Raw genomic sequence first — 21196 nt, forward strand, 5'->3', positions numbered from 1 at the left:
CAGGCCCGTCACCGCACCCACAGCCCCGCGCAGCGGACCCGCCCGCCGCAGGCGCAACCCACCGCACCCGGCCCCGCGCAGCGGCACCGCAGCGGGCGAAGAACGGCGAGCAACCCCCACGGCGGGAAAGCCAAAAACGTGGGCCGCAAGCAAAGCGCAGCGAACGCCCCCCACGTATTCCCCGCCCGCATGGGAGCACGGCCCAGCGCAGCGTCTAGGCTTGCGGGCTGTGACCTCCCTGCGCCTACCGCTCTTCCCGTTGAACTCGGTCCTGTTCCCGGGACTCGTGCTCCCGCTGAACGTCTTCGAGGCGCGGTACCGGGCGATGATGCGTGATCTGAGCGCGGTGCCCGAGGACGACCGCCGCTTCGCCGTGATCGCGATCCGGGACGGCCGTGAGGTCGCCGCCACCGCACAGGGCATGCCGGACGCCACGCTGCCGTCGGCGGACGGCCCCGCGGCGGGCTTCGGCGACGACCCGATGCAGGCGTTCCACACCGTGGGCTGCATCGCCGACGCGGCGACCATCCGGGAGAAGTCGTCCGACGACGACACCGGCTACGAGATCCTCGCCACCGGCACCACCCGCTTCCGGCTGCTGTCGGTGGACGCCTCGGGGCCGTATCTGACCGGCGAGCTGGAGGAGCTGGAGGACAGCGAGGGGGAGGGCGCGGGCGCGCTCGCCTCGGGCGTCGTGCGGGCCTTTCGGACCTACCAGAAGCGGCTGGCCTGGGCGAACGAGCGGACCCTGTCGAGCGGGCAGGACCTGCCCGCCGACCCGTCGGTGCTGTCGTACCTGGTGGCCGCCGCGGCCGTGCTGGACGTGCCCGCCAAGCAGCGGCTGCTGGAGGCGCCGGACACCGCGTCCCGGCTGGGGCAGGAGCTGAAACTGCTTCGCCAGGAGTCGGCGCTGCTCGGTAAGCTCCCGTCGCTGCCGGCGGTGGACCTGACCCGGCAGCCGACCAGCCCCAACTGACCGACCGGCCGCCCCCGGACGACCGCAGTGTCCGCCCGGCCCGACCCCACACGAGGCACGAAGACGGTGGCGAAGAAGTCCAAGAAGTCCGTCGGCACCCCGGCCACGGCCGCCCTCACCGCGGCGGGCGTCGCGTTCACCACGCACTCCTACGCGCACGACCCGGCCGCCGCGTCGTACGGCGAGGAGGCCGCCGAGGCCCTCGGTGTCGCGCCCGACCAGGTGTTCAAGACGCTGCTGGCGGACGTCGACGGCACCCTGACGGTCGCCGTGGTCCCGGTGTCGGGGTCGTTGGACCTCAAGGCGCTGGCGGCCGCGGTGGGCGGTAAGCGGGCGACGATGGCCGACCCGGCGGCGGCCGAGCGCAGCACGGGCTACGTCCTGGGCGGGATCTCGCCGCTGGGGCAGCGCAAACGGCTGCGCACGGTCGTGGACGCCTCGGCCGAGGGCCGGCCGACGGTCTGTGTGTCGGCGGGGCGGCGCGGCCTGGAGGTCGAGCTGTCGCCGGCGGATCTGGTGGCGCTCACGGGGGCGCACCTCGCGCCGATCGCCCGGGGCTGAGACGCGCTGCGGGGCGGCCGGTGGGCCGGCCGCCCCGGAGGTCTGCTGGGGTCAGTGCGCTTCGGGCGGCTGCGGCGGGTGCCCGTCCCCGGGCCAGTGCGGGGCCTCCGGCTCCGGGTCGCGCGGCCCGAACAGTCCGGTCAGCGCGAGCTGGGTGAGCATCCCGGCGATCGGCCAGGCCAGCAGGGCACCCTTGGCCTGCAGCCGCAGCGGGCCGTTGAAGGTCACCCCGGGGCCGACCTGCTTGGCGTGCGCGGCCACGTCCGGTGTGGGCCCCAGCCACATGCCCGTCACCCAGCCCAGCACGGCGCCGAGCAGTCCGCCCACGACCAGCGCCACGACCAGCGGGATCCCGCCGCGCCTGCGGAAGAGGAAGACCGCGGCGGCGGTGAGCACCCCGAAGCCGAGGGACAGCAGGACGAAGGTGCCGTCGGCGCCGATCGCCTCCTCGCCCTCGGTGTTCTTGAGGTAGACGTTGCGGGTGTCCGCGATCAGCGGGATGTGCGGTGCGAGCCAGTTCCACAGCACGCCGAGCAGGACGCCGCTCACCGCGACCACGAGCGCGATCAGTGCGCCCTCGCGCAGCTCACGGGCCAGTTCGGGGCCGACCGGGCCGCCGTGGTCGGCGGCGGGCGCGGCCGCGGGGTGCTGCGGCTCGTCGGGCGGTTGGTTGTCGGGGGGCGTCAGCGGTGCGGTCACCCCGTCATCGTGCCAGGTGGGGCCGGTGGAACCGGAAGCAGGACGGCCGTTCGGCGGGGTGGCGCCCGTCATCGGGCCGCCGCCCGGCGGTACGCCCAGGTGGCGACGGCCAGCGAGAGCACGCCGACGGCCGCGCACACGCCCAGGTCCGCGCCGACCGCGACCCAGTCGGGATGCGGGTCGAAGCTGCGGGCCAGCGCCTCCACCCCGTAGGTCGAGGGCAGCAGATCGCGGGCCCAGCCGATCGCCTCGGGCATCCTCTCGGCCGGCAGCACGCCCAGCAGCAGCGCCGCCGACATCCCCAACTGTCCGCAGAGAGTGGCGAGTTCGGGCCGGGGAGCGAGCAGGCCGAGGGCCGCGCCGAGACCGGCCAGCGCCGCCCCGGCGAGCGGGAGCACGGCGGCCAGCACCCACAGGTGGCCCATCGGCAGCTGGAAGAGCACACAGCCGGTGACCGCGGTGACCACCGTCCCCGGCACGGTGAACGAGGCGTACGCGGCGGCGGCGCCCAGCACCACGGCGGCCGGCGGCACCGGCAGCGTCGCGTAGTGGTCGAGCCCGCCGCCGGCCCGCAGCTGGCCGAAGTACTGGGCGAGGAGGTTGAGCGCGACGAACGCGACGACCAGCACGCTGGACCCGGACACCACGGACCGGGCCGGGTCACCGCTGTCGACCACCCCGCGCAGCAGGACCATGATCCCGATGGACTGGAAGGTGGCGACGAACAGCAGCGGGATCCGGGCGACCCGGGCCCGGGAGAGCTGGGCCCGGTAGACGGCGCCCAGCGCGGGCACCAGGCGGGCGCGCGGCGCCAGCGGGGCGGCCTCCCCGGGGCGCGCGCCCGCTTCCGGGACCGCCCCGGCCACCGCTTGCGCGGGAACCACACTCACCCTGTCACCCAGCCTTCCTCGCTGCCCCCGCGGTACTCCATACGTCCGCCGTGCCCGTCCCCGTTCACGCCCGTCACGCCTTGACCAGCCCCTCCGCCCGGCCCCCCAGGGCCAGGTAGACGTCCTCCAGGCTGGGCGTGGCCAGCGTGAAGTCGTCCAGGGCCGCGAAGGCGGGCCCCGCGGTGACCGCGGCGACGGCGGACCGGGCCCGGTCGGCGGGCAGGCGCAGCGTCCAGCGGCGTCCCGAGGTGTGCGCGTCGGCTTCGAGGGCGGCGACCTCCGGCACCTCCAGCGGCGGGCGGTCGCGCCACACCAGCTCCAGCCGGACCTCCTCGCTCACCATTTCCTTCAGCCCGCCGGGCGTGTCGCAGGCGATGACCCGGCCCCGGTCGATCACCGCGACCCGGTCGAGCACGCTCTCGGCCTCCAGGACGTTGTGGGTCACCAGCACCACCGTGGCGCCGCGCTCGGCCCGGCGCCGGTCCACTGCGGCCCACACGGCGCGCCGGGCGACCGGGTCCATCCCGGTGGTCGGCTCGTCCAGCACCAGCAGCGGCCGCTCGCCGATCAGCGCGGTGGCCAGGCAGGCCAGGCGCCGCTGCCCGCCGGACAGCTTCTTCAGCGCCCGTCCGGTGAGGCCGTCGAGGCCCAGCTCGCCGATCACCTCGTCCCGCTCGGCGCGCGCCTCGCGGGCGCCGAGGCCGCGCAGCCGGCCGGTGGTCTCCACGGCCAGCGCGACCGTCATCTCGTCCAGGGCGGTGGACTCCTGCCCCAGGTAGCCCAGCAGCCGGGCGGCCCGCTCCGGGTGGCGCACCAGGTCGTGGCCCAGGACGGAGATGCTGCCGGAGTCCGGGCGCAGCAGCCCGGTCAGCTGGCGGACCAGAGTGGACTTGCCGGCCCCGTTGGGGCCGAGCAGCCCGAAGATCTCGCCGCGGCGCACGTCCAGGGTGATGCCGTCGTTGGCGCGTACGGCGGACGGCCGTGCCGCCCCGCGGCGCCCGCGCATCGCGGGGTACGTCTTGACCAGGTCCCGCACGGCGCACACCGGCACCCCGCGCTCCACCTGTTTTGCGCCCGTCCTCACGAGCTATGAGGGTACGCGTCCCCGGGCCGCCTCCGGGCCGCGGGGCTCCGGCGGGCGGGCCGGGGCGGGGTGCCGCCGGGCGGTCAGTCCCCGGCCGGAGCGTGCTCGGCGGCCGTGCGCAGGTCGACCTCGCGCCAGAATCCGGCCCGGATCGCATAACGGTCGTGCTCGTCGATCTGGTCGTCCTTGTGGGCCAGCAGCCCGAACCGGGCGGCGTAGCGCAGCAGTTCACCGTCGATGCGGTGCGGGATGCGCGGGTACTCCGTGGACAGCTGCTGGAGGTGGGTGGTGTCGGAGAGCCGGTCGGTCCAGCGGCGGGCGAAGACCTGACCGACCTCGAAGGGGTCACCGCTGACGGCGGTGATGTCCTCCTCGCGGTCGGCCCAGCGCTGCTCGGCGCTGGTGAGCTGGGCGAGGGTGGGCAGGGCCGCGGTCTCCGAGGGCTCGCCGACCGGGCCGCCGCGCTCGACCCAGCCCTTGTCGGACGACCAGCGCAGGGTGGCGCCGGCCGGGGGCTGCGGGGCGGAGCCGCCGGTGGCGGCGGCCGCCTGGCCCGCGGCGTGGGCCCGGCCGAGCCCGGCCAGGTCCTTGGGGGTGGGGACGCCCCGGGATCCCGCCGCGCCGGCCTCGTCGCCGGCGGCCGGTGCGCCCTGGGTGCCGGCCGGCGGCCGGGCGACGCCGTTGGCGCCGCTGTGCTCATGAGCATGCTCGGCGGCTTCCGGGCCGGACGCGGCGGCGGCCGCCGCGGCAGCGGCCGCGACCGCGGACTCGGGCAGCGGGGCGGAGAGGATCGCGGCGATCTCGGGGCGCGGTACCGGCGGCGGCGCGCAGGGGCCGCCGAGCTCCTTGGCGCGGACCGCGCGGGTGATCCAGGTCCGGTCCAGCACCCGCCGCTCGTCGGCCTCGGCGACCAGGTCCTCGGACTGGTTGTAGTCGCCGTCCGCGGCCTGGACGGCCCACAGGTGGACCGCGACGCCGTGTTCCTTCGCCGACATCAGGCCGGGCAGGAGGTCGCCGTCGCCGGTGACCAGGACGATGTCGGAGCAGGCGCGGTTACGGGCGAGTTCGGTCAGCTCGGCGTGCATCGCCGCGTCCACGCCCTTCTGCGCCCAGCGCCCGTCACTGCGGGTGAGGGCGCCCAGCCGGACGGTGACCCGGGGCATCACCCGCAGCCGACGGTGTTCCGGCTGCGGGACGCGGTCGGGCGCGCCGTCGAACCAGTAGATCCGCAGCAGCGGCCGCTCGGTGTCCGCCTCGGCGCGCTGGCGCAGGCCCTGGATGAGGGCGGCGTGATCCACCGTGATCCGGGAGCGGGCGGGCTCTCCGGCGAGCAGGCTCGCCGCGGCACCGAGCAAATACCCGGCGTCCACCAGGACGACGCAGCGATCCACGATCCACCCTCTTCCCTGAGGTGCTGATGTCCGGTCGCCCCCCGGCTCGGCGCGTGGCACGAGTTCTCTTCGGCTGTGCTTCGAGTCTGCCCGACCCTACGGGCGTTATCTGCCCGAACTCGATCATCGGCGTGGCGGATTCGGCGGGGATCTTGAGTACAGCGCGTGATCACCCGCTTAACACAGGGTAATTGCCCGAAATGCAGCGCTCTGTCCCGCGTGTAAGTCTGGTTCCGGCCCCGATCCCGGATTCCCCCTCAGGAGGCACGGTCATGGCCAAGGACAAGAAGCAGGACCGCAGTCAGCAGCAGAAGATGGCATCCGCGGCCGAGCGCGGCCAGCAGGAGGCCCAGAAGGCGAGCCTGGAGGCACAGTCCCAGTCGCGGTCGCAGGCGCAGGGCAGCCCGGCAGATGTTGCGCGTAAGCACCAGCGGCGCTTCGGTCACAACTGATCCCCGCCGTACAGAGGTTGAGGGGCGCGTCCGCGACGGGCGCGCCCCTCGGGGCGGAAAGGGCCGGCGCCGGCGGGTCAGCCCGCCAGGCAGGACGGGCCGAGCAGCACCTTCAGATCGCCGAACAGCGACGGGTCGGGCGTGACCCGGTGGCGGTCCAGCCGGAGCACGGTCGTCTTGCGCGCGCCCTGGAGCTTGATCCGCACCTCGGTGGAGCCGCGGTGGCTGCTGAGCACCTCGCCGAGCTTCTCGACCATCGGCGGGGTGACCTTGACCGTCGGGATGGTGATCGTCACGGGGGCGTTGGTACCGGCCTCCGAGAGGTCGGGGACCATCATCTCCATGGCCACCAGCCGCGGGATGTCCTCCCGCTTGTCGAGGCGGCCCTTGACGAAGACCACGGTGTCCTCGACGAGTTGGGTGGACACCAGCTGGTAGGTCGCCGGGAAGAACATGCAGTCGATGGAGCCGGCCAGGTCCTCGACGGTGGCGATGGCCCAGGCGTTGCCCTGCTTGGTCATCTTGCGCTGCAGGCCGGAGATGATGCCGCCGATGGTGACGATCGAACCGTCGGAGTAGTCGCCGCCGGTCAGCTGGGCGATGGCGGCGTCCGCCTTGTCGGAGAGCACATGCTCCAGGCCGAAGAGCGGATGGTCGGAGACGTAGAGACCGAGCATCTCGCGCTCCTGGGCGAGGAGGTAGGTCTTGTCCCACTCGACGTCCGAGAACTCCACGTCCAGGCCGAAGCCGGGGCCCTCGTCCGCGCTGTCGTCACCCATGCCGCCGAAGAGGTCGAACTGCCCCTCGGCCTCCTTGCGCTTGACCTGGACGACGTTGTCGATCATCGGTTCGTAGTGCGCCGTCAGGCCCTTGCGGGTGTGGCCCATCTCGTCGAAGGCGCCGGCCTTGATCAGTGATTCGGTGGTGCGCTTGTTGCAGACGACCGCGTCGACCTTGTCGAGGTAGTCGGGGAAGGAGAGGTACTTCCCCTTCGCCTTGCGGCAGCGGATGATCGAGTCGACGACGTTCTGGCCGACGTTGCGGACCGCGGTGAGGCCGAAGAGGATCACATCGTCACCCTGGGCGGCGAAGTTGGCCTCGGACTCGTTGACGTTCGGCGGCAGCACCTTGATGCCCATGCGGCGGCACTCGTTCAGGTAGACCGCCGACTTGTCCTTGTCGTCGCGCACCGAGGTCAGCAGCGCGGACATGTACTCGGCCGGGTAGTTGGCCTTGAGGTAGGCGGTCCAGTAGGTGACCAGGCCGTACGCGGAGGAGTGCGCCTTGTTGAAGGCGTAGCCGGCGAACGGGACCAGGACGTCCCACAGGGCCTGGATGGCCTGGTCGGAGAAGCCGTTCTTACGGGCGCCCTCCTGGAAGAGCACGAAGTTCTTCGCGAGTTCCTCGGGCTTCTTCTTGCCCATGACGCGGCGGAGGATGTCGGCCTCGCCGAGGGAGTACCCGGCGATGATCTGGGCGGCCTTCTGCACCTGCTCCTGGTAGACGATCAGGCCGTGGGTGAGGCCGAGGACCTCCTTGAGGGGCTCCTCCAGCTCCGGGTGGATCGGGGTGATCTCCTGGAGGCCGTTCTTGCGCAGCGCGTAGTTGGTGTGCGAGTCCATGCCCATGGGGCCGGGGCGGTACAGCGCCGAGACGGCGGAAATGTCCTCGAAGTTGTCGGGCTTCATCAGCCGCAGCAGCGAACGCATCGGGCCGCCGTCGAACTGGAAGACGCCGAGCGTGTCACCGCGGCAGAGCATTTCGTACGTCTTGGGGTCGTCCAGCGGGACGGTGAGCATCTCCAGCTCGACGCCCTTGTTCTTCCGCACCATCTTGACGGCGTCGTCCATGATGGTGAGGTTGCGCAGGCCCAGGAAGTCCATCTTGAGCAGGCCCAGCGACTCGCACTGGGGGTAGTCCCACTGTGTGATGGTGACGTTGTCGGTGTGCCGCACCCAGACCGGGGCGTGGTCGACGATCGGCTCGCTGGACATGATCACGCCGGCCGCGTGCACACCCATCTGACGGACCAGGCCCTCGACGCCCTTGGCGGTGTCGATGACCTTCTTCACGTCCGGTTCGTTCTCGTACATCCCCCGGATCTCGCCCGCCTCGCTGTAGCGCGGGTGCTCGGGGTTGGTGATGCCGTCGAGGTCGATGCCCTTGCCGAGGACGTCGGCGGGCATGGCCTTGGTGAGGCGGTCGCCCATGGCGTACGGGTAGCCCAGGACGCGCGCGGAGTCCTTGATGGCGTTCTTGGCCTTGATCTTGCCGTAGGTGCCGATCATGGCGACCTTGTCGGCGCCGTACTTCTCCGTGACATACCGGATGACTTCGACGCGCCTGCGCTCGTCGAAGTCGATGTCGACATCGGGCATGGAGACGCGCTCGGGGTTGAGGAACCGCTCGAAGATCAGTCCGTGGGTGATCGGGTCGAGGTCGGTGATGCCCATCGCGTACGCCACGATCGAGCCGGCCGCGGAGCCACGGCCGGGGCCGACCGCGATGCCGTTGTTCTTGGCCCACATGATGAAGTCCGCGACGACGAGGAAGTAGCCGGGGAACCCCATCTGGATGATGATGTCCATCTCGTACTCGGCCTGCTTCTGCCGGTCCTCGGGGATCCCGCCCGGGAAGCGGCGCTGCATGCCGGCCCGGACCTCCTCCTGGAACCAGGTGACCTCGGTGAAGCCCTCCGGGATGTCGAACTTCGGCATCAGGTCGCGCTTCTCGAACATCCCGCTGGTGTCGATCTGCTCGGCGACCAGGAAGGTGTTGGCGCAGCCCTGCTGCCAGGCGTCCGAGGAGTCGATGGCGTACATCTCGTCCGTGGACTTGAGGTAGTAGCCGGTGCCGTCGAAGCGGAAGCGGTCCGGGTCGGAGAGGTTCTTGCCGGTCTGGATGCACAGCAGGGCGTCGTGCGCCGTGGACTCGTGGGCGTAGGTGTAGTGCGAGTCGTTGGTGACCAGCGGCGGGATGTCGAGCTTCTTGCCGATCTCCAGCAGGCCGTCGCGGACCCGGCGCTCGATCTCGATGCCGTGGTCCATCAGCTCCAGGAAGTACCGGTCCTTGCCGAAGATGTCCTGGTACTCGGAGGCGGACTTCAGTGCCTCGTCGAACTGGCCGAGCCGCAGCCGGGTCTGCAGCTCACCCGAGGGGCAGCCGGTGGAGGCGATCAGGCCCTCGGACCACTGGGCGATGGTCTCCTTGTCCATCCGCGGCCACTTCTGCAGCCAGCCCTCGGCGTAGGCGTCCGAGGAGAGCCGGAAGAGGTTGTGCAGACCGGTCTTGTTCGCCGCCCAGATCGTCTTGTGCGTGTAACCACCCGAACCCGAGACGTCATCGCGCTTCTGGTGCGGCTGGCCCCACTGGACCTTGCGCTTGTTGCGCCGCGACTCCGGCGCCACGTACGCCTCGATGCCGATGATCGGCGTCACCCCGGCCTTCTGCGCGGAGTGGAAGAAGTCGTACGCGCCGTGGAGGTTGCCGTGGTCGGACATGGCGATATGCGTCATGTCCATCTCGTTGCACGCCTTGAACATGTCCGACAGCCGCGCCGCACCGTCCAGCAGTGAGTACTGGGTGTGGACATGCAGGTGCGTGAAGGGGGGCCTGGACGAGGCTGCCACGGCGGAGGACCTCCAGAGGTACGAATCGGCGCAGAGCGCCTCGGCGGGGGGCGGCGGTCGGACCACGCGGGGGCGGCCGGCGACGGATGGATGAGACGGTCTCGAAGTCTACGACTCCTGACTGACAACCGGCGGGCACCGACGAGTAGCCTCGCGCGTTGTCAGTGGCAGATCCGCGACGGGCTCCGCCACGGTTCCCCGTACCCCTTCCGCACCTCAGGAGGCACCCAGCGATGCCGTCCCAGCACGCCCCGGCGCAGGACGCCGAGCAGCGCGGCGAGGAGATCCTCGCCGTCTTCGACACCGCCTTCGGGGAGCTGCTCGCCGCCGACCCCGCGGCCTTCCGTGTGAAGTTCCGGAAGATGGCCGCCTCCGCCTTCGCCTTCTACCGGGGCACGGCCTGTCTGTTCTACCGGGACCTGGACGCCGCGCAGGAGGACGGCGGCAAGGACAGCGGCCCGTACCTGGACGAGCGGACCGGCCGGGTGTGGATCCACGGCGATCTGCACGCCGAGAACTTCGGCACCTACATGGACTCCACGGGCCGGCTGATCTTCAACGTCAACGACTTCGACGAGGCGTACGTCGGGCCCTTCACCTGGGACCTCAAGCGGTTCGCGGCCTCGGTCGCGCTGATCGGCTACGCCAAGGCGCTCAGCGACAAGCAGATCACCGACCTGGTGCGCACCTACGCCGCCGCCTACCGGGAGCGCATCCACGCCCTCGCCTCGGGGACCAAGAGCTCCGACCGGGACGAGCTGCCGCCCTTCACGCTCGACACCGCCGAGGGCCCGCTGCTGGGCGCGCTGCGCGACGCCCGCTCGCTGACCCGGTTCGGGCTGCTGGACTCCATGACGGAGATCCGCGACTTCGAGCGGCGGTTCGCGCCGGGCGGCGGCAGCGTCGAGCTGGACGCGGCGACCCGCTACAAGGTCCTCGCCGCCTTCGACGGCTATCTGGAGACGCTGCCGGAGTCGAGCCTGGACCGCCCGGACTCCTACCGCGTCAAGGACGTGGTGGGCCGCCGCGGCATCGGCATCGGCTCGGCCGGGCTGCCCTCGTACAACATCCTGCTGGAGGGCAACAGCGACGCCCTGGAGAACGACGTCGTGATCTACATGAAGCAGGCCCAGACCCCGGCCGTCTCCCGGCACATCACCGACCCCGCGGTCCGCGGCTACTTCCAGCACGAGGGCCACCGCACGGTGATCTCGCAGCGCGCCCTGCAGGACCACGCCGACCCGTGGCTGGGCTGGACCGAACTCGACGGGGCCGGCCAGCTGGTCGCCGAGATCTCGCCGTACGCCGTCGACCTGGACTGGTCGGACATCGACGACCCGGAGGAGATCGCGGCCGTCGTCGCCGACCTGGGCCGGGCCACCGCGACCATGCACGCCGCCGCCGACGACGAGAGCGGCCACTCGCTGGTGCCGTTCTCGACGGAGCGGGCCATCGACGCGGCCATCGCGGCCGACGAGGACGGCTTCGCGGCCCTCCTGGTGGACTTCGCGCACGCCTACGGCGCCCGCGCCCGGGCCGACCACCAGATCTTCGTGGACCTCTTCCGCAACGGCCGGATCCCGGGCCTGTAGGGGGCGCCGGGACGGATTCCGACGTGCGCCGTACGCACCGCGTGAGGTGGTGCGTACGGCTCCGGAACCCCTTAGCCGCCGCTTATCCCGCCCCATGGCACACTCGGCTGCAATGGACATCTCGGCGGCACACCTGCGGGCACTGCGCGCGGCGCTCTTCACGGCGCTGTGCGTGACGCTGTCCTCGGCGTCGCATGTGCTGCTGTCCCGTATGCCGCTGCCGCTGACCACCGTCGCCGCGCTCAGTGCCGCCGTCTTCGCCCTCGCCTACGCACTGGCCGGCCGGGAGCGCGGCTACTGGCGGATCGCGGCGCTGCTGGTCCCCCTGGAGCTCGCCGCCGACCTGGTCTTCAGCCTGGGGCAGCACACCTGTTACGGGGAGGCCGGCGGCCCGGTCACCGGCCCGCTGCGCTCCCTGGGCGTGGACCTGCTGTGCGGCGGCGACCCCGTCGGCTCACCGCTGGCACGGCTCTCCCACGAGGACGCCGCCCCGGTGGCCGCCTGGCTCGTGCTGCTCGTGGCGCATGTGTGCACCGCGCTGCTGGCGGCGGGCTGGCTGCGCCGCGGCGAGGCCGCGCTGGGCCGGCTGCTGGGCGCGGTGGCGGGCTTCGCCTTCCGCCCGCTGCTGATCGCCGTCGCGGTCGTCGGCGCCGCCGCCGCACCGCGCCGCCCCGCGCCCGCCCCCGGACGGTCCGGGCGCCGGGCCCGCCCGCTCCCCCTGCTGGTGCACTGCGTCGTGCGCCGCGGGCCGCCCTGCGTGCTCGCCGCCTGAGCCTTCGGCCACGCGGCCCGCGTACGCCCGCACCGCGCGCGTACGCCCTCCTCAGCACGCACCACGTCCCACGGAACTTTCACGGAGCAGGAACAGTCATGAGCAACCGCAACAGCCAGGCCAACAAGCAGGCAGCCCGCGAGCGGCTGCGCGCCGAACGCGAGCGGCAGGCGAAGAAGGACCGGATCCGCCGGCAGCTGATCGTCGGCGGCGCCATCGTCGGCGTCCTGGCGGTCGCCGGTGGCATCGGGGTCGCGGTCTCCACCATGGACAGCGGCAGCTCGGCCAGCAGCGGGGGCAGCGGCGACTGGGCGAAGGCCGCGAAGGCCCCGCTGGTCAAGCCGCAGAACACCAGCGGCAAGAACGGCACCACCGTCGTCGTCGGCAAGAAGGACGCCAAGAACACCCTGAACCTCTTCGAGGACCCGCGCTGCCCGGGCTGCGCCGCCTTCGAGCAGAACGTCGGGGCCACCGTCGAGAAGGACATCAAGGACGGCAAGTACAAGGCGTCCTACCACCTGGGCACGTTCCTCGACGCCAACCTCAAGGGCACCGGCTCCAAGGAGGCGCTGAGCGCACTGGGCGCGGCCCTGAACGTCAGCCCGGACGCCTTCTTGAAGTACAAGTACGCGCTGTACTCCAAGGAGTTCCACCCGGACGAGACCGGCCCGGACAAGTTCGCCGACGACAGCTACCTGATCAAGGTGGCCGACACCGTCCCGGCGCTCAAGGGCAACGCGGCCTTCCAGAAGGCCGTCAAGTCCGGTACGTACGACCGGTGGGCGCTGGAGATGTCCGACGCCTTCAGCGCGGTCAAGGACGTCACCAGCACCCCGACGATCAAGCTCGACGACACGGTGCTGGGCACGGACAGCCCGCAGGGCAAGGTGGCGCCGTCCAGCGTGGCCGCCTTCAACTCCATGGTGGACAAGGCACTGAAGAAGTGACGCGGGCGGCCCGCCCCCGGGCGGGCCGCGTCCCACGGCTCCCGGCCGGTGTGCTCCGTGCACGCCGGCCGATGCCAAATCTTGACCCGGGCTCATGCCGTGCACATGGCAGACTCCCGGCATGCAGGCGAGGGGAGTACGCCCCGGGACCCGGCCGGCGGCCGCGCCGGGGGTTCAGCTCAGGGCGGTGCGCGCGGCACTGTTCACCGTGCTGTGCACCACCCTGTCCGCCGCCTCCCATGTCCTGCTCTCGCACGCCCCGTTGCCGCCCGCTCCGGTCGCGGCCACCGGCGCCGGCGTCTTCGCCGCGGCCTATGCGCTGACCGGCCGGACGCGCGGCTTCGGCGCCGTCGCCGCGCTCCTGGTCCCGCTGGAGCTGACCGCCGACACCGTCTTCACCGCCGGGCAGCACACCTGTTACGGCCCGGCCGGCGGCCCGGTCACCGGCCCGCTGCGGTCGGTCGGCGTCGAGCTGCTGTGCGGCGGCGGCGAATTCGGCACTCCGCTGGCCCGGTTGGCCGCCCATCCCGGCGTGCCGCTGCCACCGGCCGTTCCGGCGGCGGCCCCCTGGCTGCTGCTCGCCGCCCATGTCGCGGTCGGCCTGCTGGCCGCGGCCTGGCTGCACCGTGGCGATGCCGCCCTGGACGCCCTGCTGCGCGCCGCCGCGGCCGGCGCCTTCCGCCCGCTGCGCCTCGCGGCCGCGGCGGCCGGCGCCGTCCTCCCGCCCCGCCGGCGGATCCGGCCGCTGCACCCGCTGCCGCCGTCCCGCCCGCTCCCCCTCCTCCTGCACTGCGTACGGCGCCGGGGTCCGCCCCGTGGGGCCACCGCCTGACCAGCCCGCAGACGACGGCACCACCCTCGAGGGGACGAGACCACCCATGAGCAACCGCAACACCCCGGCCAACAAGACCGCGGCCCGCGAACGCATCCGGGCCGAGCGGGAACGCCAGAAGAAGAAGGACAAGCTGCGCCGCCAACTGACCGCTACGGCCGCGGTGATCGGCGTCCTGGCCGTGGCCGGCGGCATCGGCTACTTCGTGATGAAGGCCAACGAGCCCAAGGGCTGGGAGGCCGCCAAGGAGGCCGAGCTCGTCACGCCCGCGCACACCCAGGGCAAGAACGGCACCGAGATCCTGATAGGCGACAAGAAGGCGAAGCAGACGCTGGAGGTCTTCGAGGACGTCCGCTGCCCGGCGTGCGCGGCCTTCGAGCAGAGCAGCGGCAAGGTCCTGATCAAGGACATCGAGGACGGCCGGTACCGGGTCCGCTTCTCCATGTACACGTTCATCGACGGGGCGGCCGGCGGCGAGGGCTCGAAGAACGCGCTGAGCGCGCTCGGCGCGGCGCTGAACGTCGGCCCCGAGGCCTTCTTGAAGTACAAGTCGGCGCTGTACTCCGCGAAGTACCACCCCGACGAGCGCGAGGACCTCTACGCCAAGGACTCCGAGCTGCTCAAGGTCGCCTCCGAGGTGCCGGAGCTGAAGAACGACAAGGCGTTCGCCACGGCGGTCAAGAAGGGCACGTACGACCGCTGGGCGATGGAGATGACCGCGCTGTTCGGCCGCAAGGGCGTCCGGGCCACCCCCACCTTCATGCACGGCGACAAGAAGCTGGAGATGGCGGAGGTCCCGCGGCGGCAGATGACCCAGGCGCAGTACAACCAGCTGGCGCAGGCCAACTTCAAGAAGATGATCGACAGCGAGTTCGGTCCGGCGAAGGGCTCGGCGGGCGGCGACCCGGGCAAGGGCGGCAGCACGGGCGAAGGTGGCGCGAAGGGCATCCGCGAGGGCGAAAAGGACCCCTCGGGCGCCCACTGAGTGTCTTTCGGACAACGGGCGGGCGAATTCCCGGAGTTACCGGGAATCGCCCTCCCGGGTTCGCTTACCGGCCAGTAAGGTGATCGGCCGTGACCGATCATGACCAGATCTCGCGCCGCACTGCCGTCACGGCCGTAGCCGCCACCGCCGCTCTTCTGCCGTTCGCCGGCGCCGCCACCGCACACGCCCAAGGGGCCGCGGACCAGGGCACGTTCTTCCAGCACGGAGTCGCCTCCGGGGACCCGCTCCCGGACGGCGTCCTGCTGTGGACCCGGGTCACGCCGACCGCGTCGGCGACCCCCGGTTCCGGCCGCGGACCGGCCACCAAGGTGAGCTGGCAGGTGGCGAGCGACAAGGGCTTCGCGTCCGTCGTCGCACGGGGGACCCTGACCGCTTCCGCCGCCTCCGACCACACCGTCAAGGCCGACGTCCGCGGCCTGCGCCCGGCCACCCACTACTACTACCGCTTCACCGTCGACGGGCAGCACTCCCCCGTCGGCCGGACACGTACCGCCCCCGCGCCCGGCACCGCGGCGGGCAACATCCGCTTCGGCGTGGTCTCCTGCGCCAACTGGGAGTCCGGTTACTTCTCGCCGTACCGGCACCTGGCCGCCCGCACCGAGCTGGACGCGGTGCTGCACGTCGGCGACTACCTCTACGAGTACAAGTCCGGCGAGTACCCGGACTTCAAGTACGTCGTCCGCCCGCACACCCCCGCCCACGAGCTGCTGACGCTCGCCGACTACCGCATCCGGCACGGCGTCCACAAGACCGACCCGGACGCGATGGCCATGCACGCCACGCACCCGGTCATCGCCATGTGGGACGACCACGAGTTCGCCGACAACGCCTGGAAGGGCGGCGCGGTGAACCACACCCCGGAGACCGAGGGCCCCTGGTCCGCGCGGATGGCCGCGGCGAAGCAGGCCTACTTCGAGTGGATGCCCGTGCGGCCCTCGATCGCCGGCACCACCTACCGCAGGCTGCGCTTCGGCACCCTCGCCGACCTGCACCTGCTGGACCTGCGCTCGTTCCGTGACGCCCAGGCCAAGACGGGCAGCGGCGCGGTCGACGACCCCGGCCGCACCATCACCGGGCGGGCCCAACTGGACTGGCTCAAGTCCGGACTGGAGCGCTCGGACACCGCCTGGCGGCTGGTCGGCACCTCGGTGATGATCTCGCAGGTCGCCTTCGGCGCCGTCCCCGCCCATCTGCTCGGCCCGCTCGCCGAGATCCTCGGGATACCCAAGGAGGGCCTGGCGATCAACACCGACCAGTGGGACGGCTACACCGACGACCGGCACGAGCTGCTGAGCCACCTCAGCGACCGCGGCATCGACAACACCGTGTTCCTGACCGGCGACATCCACATGGCCTGGGCCAACGAGGTGCCGCTCAAGGCGGCGACCTACCCGGCCGACCACGCGGTGGCGACGGAGTTCGTGGTCACGTCCGTCACCTCCGACAACGTGGACGACTTCCTGCACGTCGCCCCGCACACGGTCTCCCTGGCCGGGGTCGCCGCCATCAAGGCCGCCAACCGGCATGTGAAGTGGCTGGACATGGACTCGCACGGCTACGGGGTCCTGGACATCGACGCCGAGCGGACCCAGATGGACTACTTCGGCATCTCCGACAAGACCGACCCGAACGCCACCAGCACCCTGCTGCGCTCCTACCGGACCCGCTCCGGCACCCAGCAGATGGAGCGCGCCGAACAGCCGCTCGTCTAGGGGAGGCCCGCCCGGACCCGCCCGGCCCGCCGGCTCACAGCTCGGCGAGGAAGCCCAGCGCCACCTTCCAGGCGCGCTCCGCCGCCTCCGCGTCGTAGTCGGGCAGCTCGGGGTCGGTGAAGAGATGGCCGGCGCCGGCGTAGCGGAAGACCTCTACGTCCGCGCCGGCCCGGCGCATCCGGAGGTACCAGGCGTTCAGCCAGTCGTGCGGCTCGTACGGGTCGGGGTCGGCGACGTGCAGCTGCACCGGCAGGTCGTCGGCGACGGCGTCGTCCGCGATGTCCGAGGTGCCGTGCAGCAGGAGCAGCCCGCGGGTCTTCTCGTCGCCCAGCGCGAGGTTCTGCGCGACCGAGCCGCCGAAGGAGAAGCCCGCGTAGACCAGACCGCGGTCGGAGTAGGGCGCCACGGCCGTGACGGCGCGCTTGAGCAGCTCCTCCCGGCCGATCTCGTCCTTGATCAGGATGCCGTCCGGGACCGAGTCGGCGGTCCGGCCGTCGAACAGGTCGGGGACGATCACCTCGTGCCCCGCGGCGCGCAGCCGGTCCGCCGCGGCGTGCACCGCGGGACGCAGCCCGCACACCGAATGAAACAGCACAATCGTCGGAAGTCCGCTGGTCGGGGACTCGGAGGCGGGCGGCACTGACATCACTTCCCTGGGGTCGGATCGATCTCGCCCCATCCTGCCAGTTACGGTCGCGGGGACCGGGTACCAGCACACCACGGCCCCTCGCACCCCATGGAGGAGGAGACTCGTGTCATTGGAGGACGTCCTGCGTCCGGTCGTCGTGATCGGCGGCGCGGTCCTGCTCGCGCTCGTCCTGGTCTGGCTCGCCGACCGGGCGCTGCGCCGGATCGACGCCGCCCACCCGGAGACCCCCTTGTGGGGGCTGCTGCGCCGCTGCCGGATACCGCTGCAAGTGGTGCTCTGCGCGGCCCTGTTGCGCGGCTCGTTCGAGCATACGGGTCTGGAGTCCGTCGAGAAGCACAAGGCGGGCATCGGGCAGGCGCTGACCCTGGTCCTGATCGCGGCCACCGCCTGGCTGGTCGTGAGGGCCGCGGCGGCGATCGTCGAGTCCTCGTACTCGCGCTACGCGGCGGGCGCCCGGGACGCGGCGCGGGTGCGGCGGGTACGGACCCAGGTGACGCTGATCCAGCGGGTGGTGACGGCCGTGGTGATCGTCGTCGCGGCCGCCTCGATGCTGCTGACGTTCCCGGCGATGCGGGCGGTCGGCACGTCCATGCTGGCGTCGGCCGGGCTGCTGGGCATCGTCGCCGGTATCGCCGCCCAGTCCACCCTCGGCAACCTCTTCGCCGGCCTGCAGATCGCGTTCGGCGACATGGTGCGCATCGGTGACACCGTCGTCGTCGACGGCGAATGGGGCACCGTCGAGGAGATCACCCTGACCTTCCTGACCGTGCGGACCTGGGACGAGCGCCGGATCACGATGCCGGTGTCGTACTTCACCGGCAAGCCGTTCGAGAACTGGTCGCGCGGCGGCGCCCAGATGACCGGCACGGCCTTCTTTCACCTCGACCACAGCGCGCCGGTGGAGAAGATGCGCCAGCGGCTGCTGGAGATCCTCCAGGAGTGCCCGGAGTGGGACGGCCGGTCCTGGAGCCTGGTGGTCACCGACACCACACCGACCACGATCGTGGTGCGGGCGCTGGTGACCGCCCGGGACTCGGACGCCCTGTGGACGGTGCGCTGCGAGGTACGCGAGCGCCTGCTGGAGTGGCTGCAGGCCGAGCACTCCTACGCGCTGCCGCGGATCGCCACGGCGCCGGCGCCGGGCACCTCCGCACCGGCCCTCGGCAAGGAGCCGGGCCCCCGGTCCCTGCCGGGCTGAGCCCCGCGCCCGGACCCTGCGGCGCTAGGGCGCGCCCCGCAGGCTGCGCATGTCCAGGTGCCGCAGCACCCGGTCGACGATCTCCGGGTCCGCGCCCGGTTCGCTGCGCGCCGCCAGTACCTCGTGCCGGGCGGCGGAGAGCATCTCGCCCTGGATGCGCTGCACCTTCTTCATCCGGGTGATGCGCTTCTCGAACAGCTCGCGCCGCTCGTCGTCGACGATGTCCGGCGCGATCCGGGCCCCGATGTCGTGCGCCCGCCGCGCCAGCTGTTCGCTGACCTCGTCGGGCAGCTCCTCGACCTCCAGGATCTCCTTCAGCCGCCGCTTGGACGCCTTGATCACCCGGAGCGCCAGCTCCCGCTCCAGCGCGTCGACCGCGTCGGTGTCCGCCCGCACCCGCAGCCGGCGCACCAGCCAGGGCAGGGTCAGCCCCTGGATGATCAGGGTGGAGAGCACCACCGCGAAGGCGATGAAGAGGATGTCGTCGCGGACCGGGAAGTCGTCCCCGCCGTCGACGCTGTACGGAATGGCCAGTGCCAGCGCCACCGAGGCCACCCCGCGCATCCCCGACCACCACATGATGAGCGTCTCCCGCCAGCTCATCGGGATCTCCTCGTCGTAGTCGCGGCGCTTGTGCATCCGCTTGGCCAGCCAGGCGGCGGGCAGCAGCCACAGCAGCCGGACGCCGACCACCACTCCGACGACGGCGGCGCCGGCGCCGAGCAGCTGGCCCCAGCGGTGGGAGGCCGCTCCGAAGATGTTGTGCAGCTCCAGGCCGATCAGCCCGAAGGCCACCCCGGTGACGAGGGTGTCGACGACCTCCCAGAAGGTGTAGCCGGCCAGCCGCCCCATCACGTCGTCCGGGTCGACCGCGTACTCGGCCAGGAACAGCGCGCAGGTCAGCACCGCGAGCACACCGGACCCGCGGAAGTCCTCGGCCAGGACGTAGGCGACGAACGGCACCAGCAGCGTCAGGCCGATCTGCAGCGTCGGGTCGCCGAGCAGCCCCATCAGCTTGTTGGTGACCCAGCCGAGCCCCAGGCCGACCGCTATGGCGACCACCGCGGAGAGCACCAGCGAACCGATCGCGGCCGGCACCGAGAAGGTTCCGCTGACCGCCGCCGCGAGCGCGACGTGGTACAGCACGATGGCGGTGACGTCGTTGAACAGCCCCTCGCCCTCGAGGATCGAGACCAGCCGGCGGGGCAGCCCGAGCTTGCCGGCGACGGCGGTCGCGGCCACCGGGTCGGGCGGGGCGACCAGCGCGCCGAGCACCACGGCGGCGGCCACCGGCATCCCCGGCACCACCGCCTGGGCGACGGCGGCGACCGCGGCGGTGGTGGCGAAGACCAGCGCCACGGCGAGCAGGAAGATCGGCCGCAGGTTGGCGGTGAACTGCCGCCAGGAGGTGCGCTGCACCGCCGCGTAGAGCAGTGGCGGCAGCACCACCGGCAGGATGAACTCGGGCGGCACCTCGACATTGGGCACGAACGGCAGCAGGGCCAGGACGGCGCCGACCAGGGTCATCAGCACCGGAGACGGGAGCCCCAGCCGGTCGCCGACCGGAACCATGACGACGGCTCCGAGCAACAGGACGAAGATCAGAGCCAGCTGGTCCACGGTGTCGGCGCTCCGGGGTCGGATTCGATCACTTGCCGACCCCAGCGTGCCACGTCACCGGCCCCCGCCCGCCGTGTCGCCTCCCGCCCGGCTACCCGCCGCGTCAGCTGCTCTCGTCGCGGACGGTGTCGAGGGCGCGCTGCAGATCGTCCGGGTAGGCGCTCTCGAACTCGACCCAGCGGCCGTCCGAGGGGTGCTCGAAGCCCAGCCGCATGGCGTGCAGCCACTGCCGGGTGAGGCCGAGGCGCTTGGCGAGGGTGGGGTCGGCGCCGTAGGTCAGGTCGCCGACGCAGGGGTGGCGGTGCGCGGACATGTGCACCCGGATCTGGTGGGTGCGGCCGGTCTCCAGCTTGATGTCGAGCAGGCTGGCCGCGCGGAACGCCTCGATCAGGTCGTAGTGCGTGACGGAGGCCTTGCCCTCGGCCGTCACCGCCCACTTGTAGTCGTGCTGGGGGTGCCGGCCGATGGGGGCGTCGATGGTGCCGCTCATCGGGTCCGGGTGGCCCTGGACCAGGGCGTGGTAGCGCTTGTCGACCGTGCGCTCGCGGAACTGCTGCTTGAGCAGGGTGTAGGCGCGCTCGGACTTGGCGACCACCATCAGGCCGGAGGTGCCGACGTCGAGGCGGTGCACGATGCCCTGGCGCTCGGCGGCACCGGAGGTGGAGATGCGGAAGCCGGCCGCGGCCAGGCCGCCGATGACGGTCGTTCCCGTCCAGCCGGGGCTGGGGTGCGCGGCGACGCCGACGGGCTTGACGATCACGACGATGTCGTCGTCGTCATGCACGATCTCCATGCCCTCGACGGGCTCGGCGACGATCTCCACGGGCGGCGCGGCCTGCGGCATCTCGACTTCCAGCCAGGCGCCGCCGCTCACCCGCTCGGACTTCATCACCTCGGAGCCGTCGACCCGGACCTTGCCGGCGGCGGCGAGCTCGGCCGCCTTCGTACGGGAGAAGCCGAACATCCGGGCCAGCGCGGCGTCGACGCGCTCGCCCTCCAGGCCGTCCGGTACGGGCAGGGTGCGGATCTCGGGAATGGTGCTCACCCCACGAGTATGGCAGTCGCACCACGGTGCCCTGCCCCACGCCCGGACCCCGGCCCCGAGCCCGGACCGCAAGCCGGACCACAGCCCCTCAACCGCCACCACCAACGGCCCCCGCCCGGGGCACTCAGTCCTTGTGTACGG

18 protein-coding genes are annotated in these 21196 nt (G+C 72.1%); 10 read left to right on the plus strand and 8 right to left on the minus strand.

Features of this window, described 5'->3' with window-relative positions; translation table 11 throughout:
* The first annotated feature begins 229 nt into the window (after positions 1 to 229).
* Both AB0411_RS35185 and ybaK read left to right on the plus strand, forming a co-directional pair.
* Positions 230 to 976, plus strand: a complete 747-nt coding sequence (locus AB0411_RS35185) for an LON peptidase substrate-binding domain-containing protein (RefSeq protein ID WP_366421311.1) — start codon at positions 230 to 232, stop codon at positions 974 to 976.
* 66 nt (positions 977 to 1042) lie between these two features.
* Positions 1043 to 1537: a Cys-tRNA(Pro) deacylase gene (gene ybaK, locus AB0411_RS35190; protein ID WP_366421312.1), complete on the plus strand. Its 495-nt coding sequence runs from the start codon at positions 1043 to 1045 to the stop codon at positions 1535 to 1537.
* Between the two features lie 51 nt (positions 1538 to 1588).
* On the opposite strand, the gene AB0411_RS35195 is transcribed toward ybaK, so the two are convergent.
* The 4 genes from AB0411_RS35195 to AB0411_RS35210 form a co-directional block, all read right to left on the minus strand.
* Complete coding sequence (locus AB0411_RS35195) at positions 1589 to 2236, minus strand: ABC transporter permease (RefSeq protein ID WP_366421313.1); 648 nt, start codon at positions 2234 to 2236, stop codon at positions 1589 to 1591.
* 68 nt (positions 2237 to 2304) lie between these two features.
* A complete protein-coding gene (locus AB0411_RS35200) occupies positions 2305 to 3120 on the minus strand; it encodes an ABC transporter permease (RefSeq protein WP_366421359.1) in 816 nt (271 codons plus the stop codon).
* A gap of 79 nt (positions 3121 to 3199) precedes the next feature.
* Positions 3200 to 4132: an ABC transporter ATP-binding protein gene (locus AB0411_RS35205; RefSeq protein ID WP_366421360.1), complete on the minus strand. Its 933-nt coding sequence runs from the start codon at positions 4130 to 4132 to the stop codon at positions 3200 to 3202.
* 161 nt (positions 4133 to 4293) lie between these two features.
* Positions 4294 to 5601: an NYN domain-containing protein gene (locus AB0411_RS35210; protein WP_366421314.1), complete on the minus strand. Its 1308-nt coding sequence runs from the start codon at positions 5599 to 5601 to the stop codon at positions 4294 to 4296.
* Between the two features lie 272 nt (positions 5602 to 5873).
* Here AB0411_RS35210 and AB0411_RS35215 point away from each other — a divergent pair, with 272 nt between their 5' ends.
* A complete protein-coding gene (locus AB0411_RS35215; RefSeq protein WP_366421315.1) occupies positions 5874 to 6053 on the plus strand; it encodes a hypothetical protein in 180 nt (59 codons plus the stop codon).
* 77 nt (positions 6054 to 6130) lie between these two features.
* Here the strand turns inward: AB0411_RS35215 and dnaE are convergent, their stop codons facing one another.
* Positions 6131 to 9682 carry a DNA polymerase III subunit alpha gene (dnaE, locus tag AB0411_RS35220; RefSeq protein ID WP_366421316.1) on the minus strand — a complete coding sequence of 1184 codons (3552 nt, stop codon included), beginning with the start codon at positions 9680 to 9682 and terminating at the stop codon, positions 6131 to 6133.
* 233 nt (positions 9683 to 9915) lie between these two features.
* Between dnaE and AB0411_RS35225 the strand changes: the two genes are divergently transcribed.
* The 6 genes from AB0411_RS35225 (at position 9916) to AB0411_RS35250 (ending at position 16543) form a co-directional block, all read left to right on the plus strand.
* Positions 9916 to 11274: a DUF2252 domain-containing protein gene (locus AB0411_RS35225; protein ID WP_366421317.1), complete on the plus strand. Its 1359-nt coding sequence runs from the start codon at positions 9916 to 9918 to the stop codon at positions 11272 to 11274.
* Between the two features lie 112 nt (positions 11275 to 11386).
* Positions 11387 to 12046 carry a hypothetical protein gene (locus AB0411_RS35230; RefSeq protein ID WP_366421318.1) on the plus strand — a complete coding sequence of 220 codons (660 nt, stop codon included), beginning with the start codon at positions 11387 to 11389 and terminating at the stop codon, positions 12044 to 12046.
* A gap of 98 nt (positions 12047 to 12144) precedes the next feature.
* Complete coding sequence (locus tag AB0411_RS35235; protein WP_366421319.1) at positions 12145 to 12993, plus strand: thioredoxin domain-containing protein; 849 nt, start codon at positions 12145 to 12147, stop codon at positions 12991 to 12993.
* Between the two features lie 121 nt (positions 12994 to 13114).
* Positions 13115 to 13825, plus strand: coding sequence for a hypothetical protein (locus AB0411_RS35240; protein WP_366421320.1), 711 nt, complete (start codon positions 13115 to 13117; stop codon positions 13823 to 13825).
* Positions 13826 to 13871: 46 nt separating this feature from the next.
* The gene (locus AB0411_RS35245) at positions 13872 to 14810 is read left to right on the plus strand and encodes a thioredoxin domain-containing protein (RefSeq protein WP_366421321.1); all 939 of its coding nucleotides are present in this window, start codon (positions 13872 to 13874) and stop codon (positions 14808 to 14810) included.
* A gap of 89 nt (positions 14811 to 14899) precedes the next feature.
* A complete protein-coding gene (locus tag AB0411_RS35250; protein WP_366421322.1) occupies positions 14900 to 16543 on the plus strand; it encodes an alkaline phosphatase D family protein in 1644 nt (547 codons plus the stop codon).
* 34 nt (positions 16544 to 16577) lie between these two features.
* Here the strand turns inward: AB0411_RS35250 and AB0411_RS35255 are convergent, their stop codons facing one another.
* Entirely contained in the window at positions 16578 to 17189 is a 612-nt protein-coding gene (locus tag AB0411_RS35255) for a dienelactone hydrolase family protein (RefSeq protein ID WP_366421323.1), read from the minus strand.
* Positions 17190 to 17301: 112 nt separating this feature from the next.
* Here AB0411_RS35255 and AB0411_RS35260 point away from each other — a divergent pair, with 112 nt between their 5' ends.
* Positions 17302 to 18390, plus strand: a complete 1089-nt coding sequence (locus tag AB0411_RS35260; protein WP_366421361.1) for a mechanosensitive ion channel family protein — start codon at positions 17302 to 17304, stop codon at positions 18388 to 18390.
* Between the two features lie 24 nt (positions 18391 to 18414).
* Here the strand turns inward: AB0411_RS35260 and AB0411_RS35265 are convergent, their stop codons facing one another.
* Positions 18415 to 20010, minus strand: coding sequence for a Na+/H+ antiporter (locus AB0411_RS35265; protein WP_366421324.1), 1596 nt, complete (start codon positions 20008 to 20010; stop codon positions 18415 to 18417).
* A 103-nt stretch (positions 20011 to 20113) separates the two neighbouring features.
* Entirely contained in the window at positions 20114 to 21055 is a 942-nt protein-coding gene (locus AB0411_RS35270; protein WP_366421325.1) for an RluA family pseudouridine synthase, read from the minus strand.
* Between the last annotated feature and the right edge of the window lie 141 nt (positions 21056 to 21196).

The sequence above is a fragment of the Streptomyces angustmyceticus genome (genome assembly GCF_040701845.1).
Classification (GTDB): Bacteria; Actinomycetota; Actinomycetes; order Streptomycetales; family Streptomycetaceae; genus Streptomyces; species Streptomyces angustmyceticus_A.

What these genes read in the sequence shown, in the direction of transcription:
- AB0411_RS35230 (WP_366421318.1), top strand. Translation starts at nt 11,387, where the DNA reads ATGGACATCTCGGCGGCACACCTGCGGGCACTGCGCGCGGCGCTCTTC.
- AB0411_RS35205 (WP_366421360.1), bottom strand. Translation starts at nt 4,132, where the DNA reads ATGCGCGGGCGCCGCGGGGCGGCACGGCCGTCCGCCGTACGCGCCAAC.
- AB0411_RS35215 (WP_366421315.1), top strand. Translation starts at nt 5,874, where the DNA reads ATGGCCAAGGACAAGAAGCAGGACCGCAGTCAGCAGCAGAAGATGGCA.
- AB0411_RS35240 (WP_366421320.1), top strand. Translation starts at nt 13,115, where the DNA reads ATGCAGGCGAGGGGAGTACGCCCCGGGACCCGGCCGGCGGCCGCGCCG.
- AB0411_RS35225 (WP_366421317.1), top strand. Translation starts at nt 9,916, where the DNA reads ATGCCGTCCCAGCACGCCCCGGCGCAGGACGCCGAGCAGCGCGGCGAG.
- AB0411_RS35245 (WP_366421321.1), top strand. Translation starts at nt 13,872, where the DNA reads ATGAGCAACCGCAACACCCCGGCCAACAAGACCGCGGCCCGCGAACGC.
- AB0411_RS35255 (WP_366421323.1), bottom strand. Translation starts at nt 17,189, where the DNA reads ATGTCAGTGCCGCCCGCCTCCGAGTCCCCGACCAGCGGACTTCCGACG.
- AB0411_RS35235 (WP_366421319.1), top strand. Translation starts at nt 12,145, where the DNA reads ATGAGCAACCGCAACAGCCAGGCCAACAAGCAGGCAGCCCGCGAGCGG.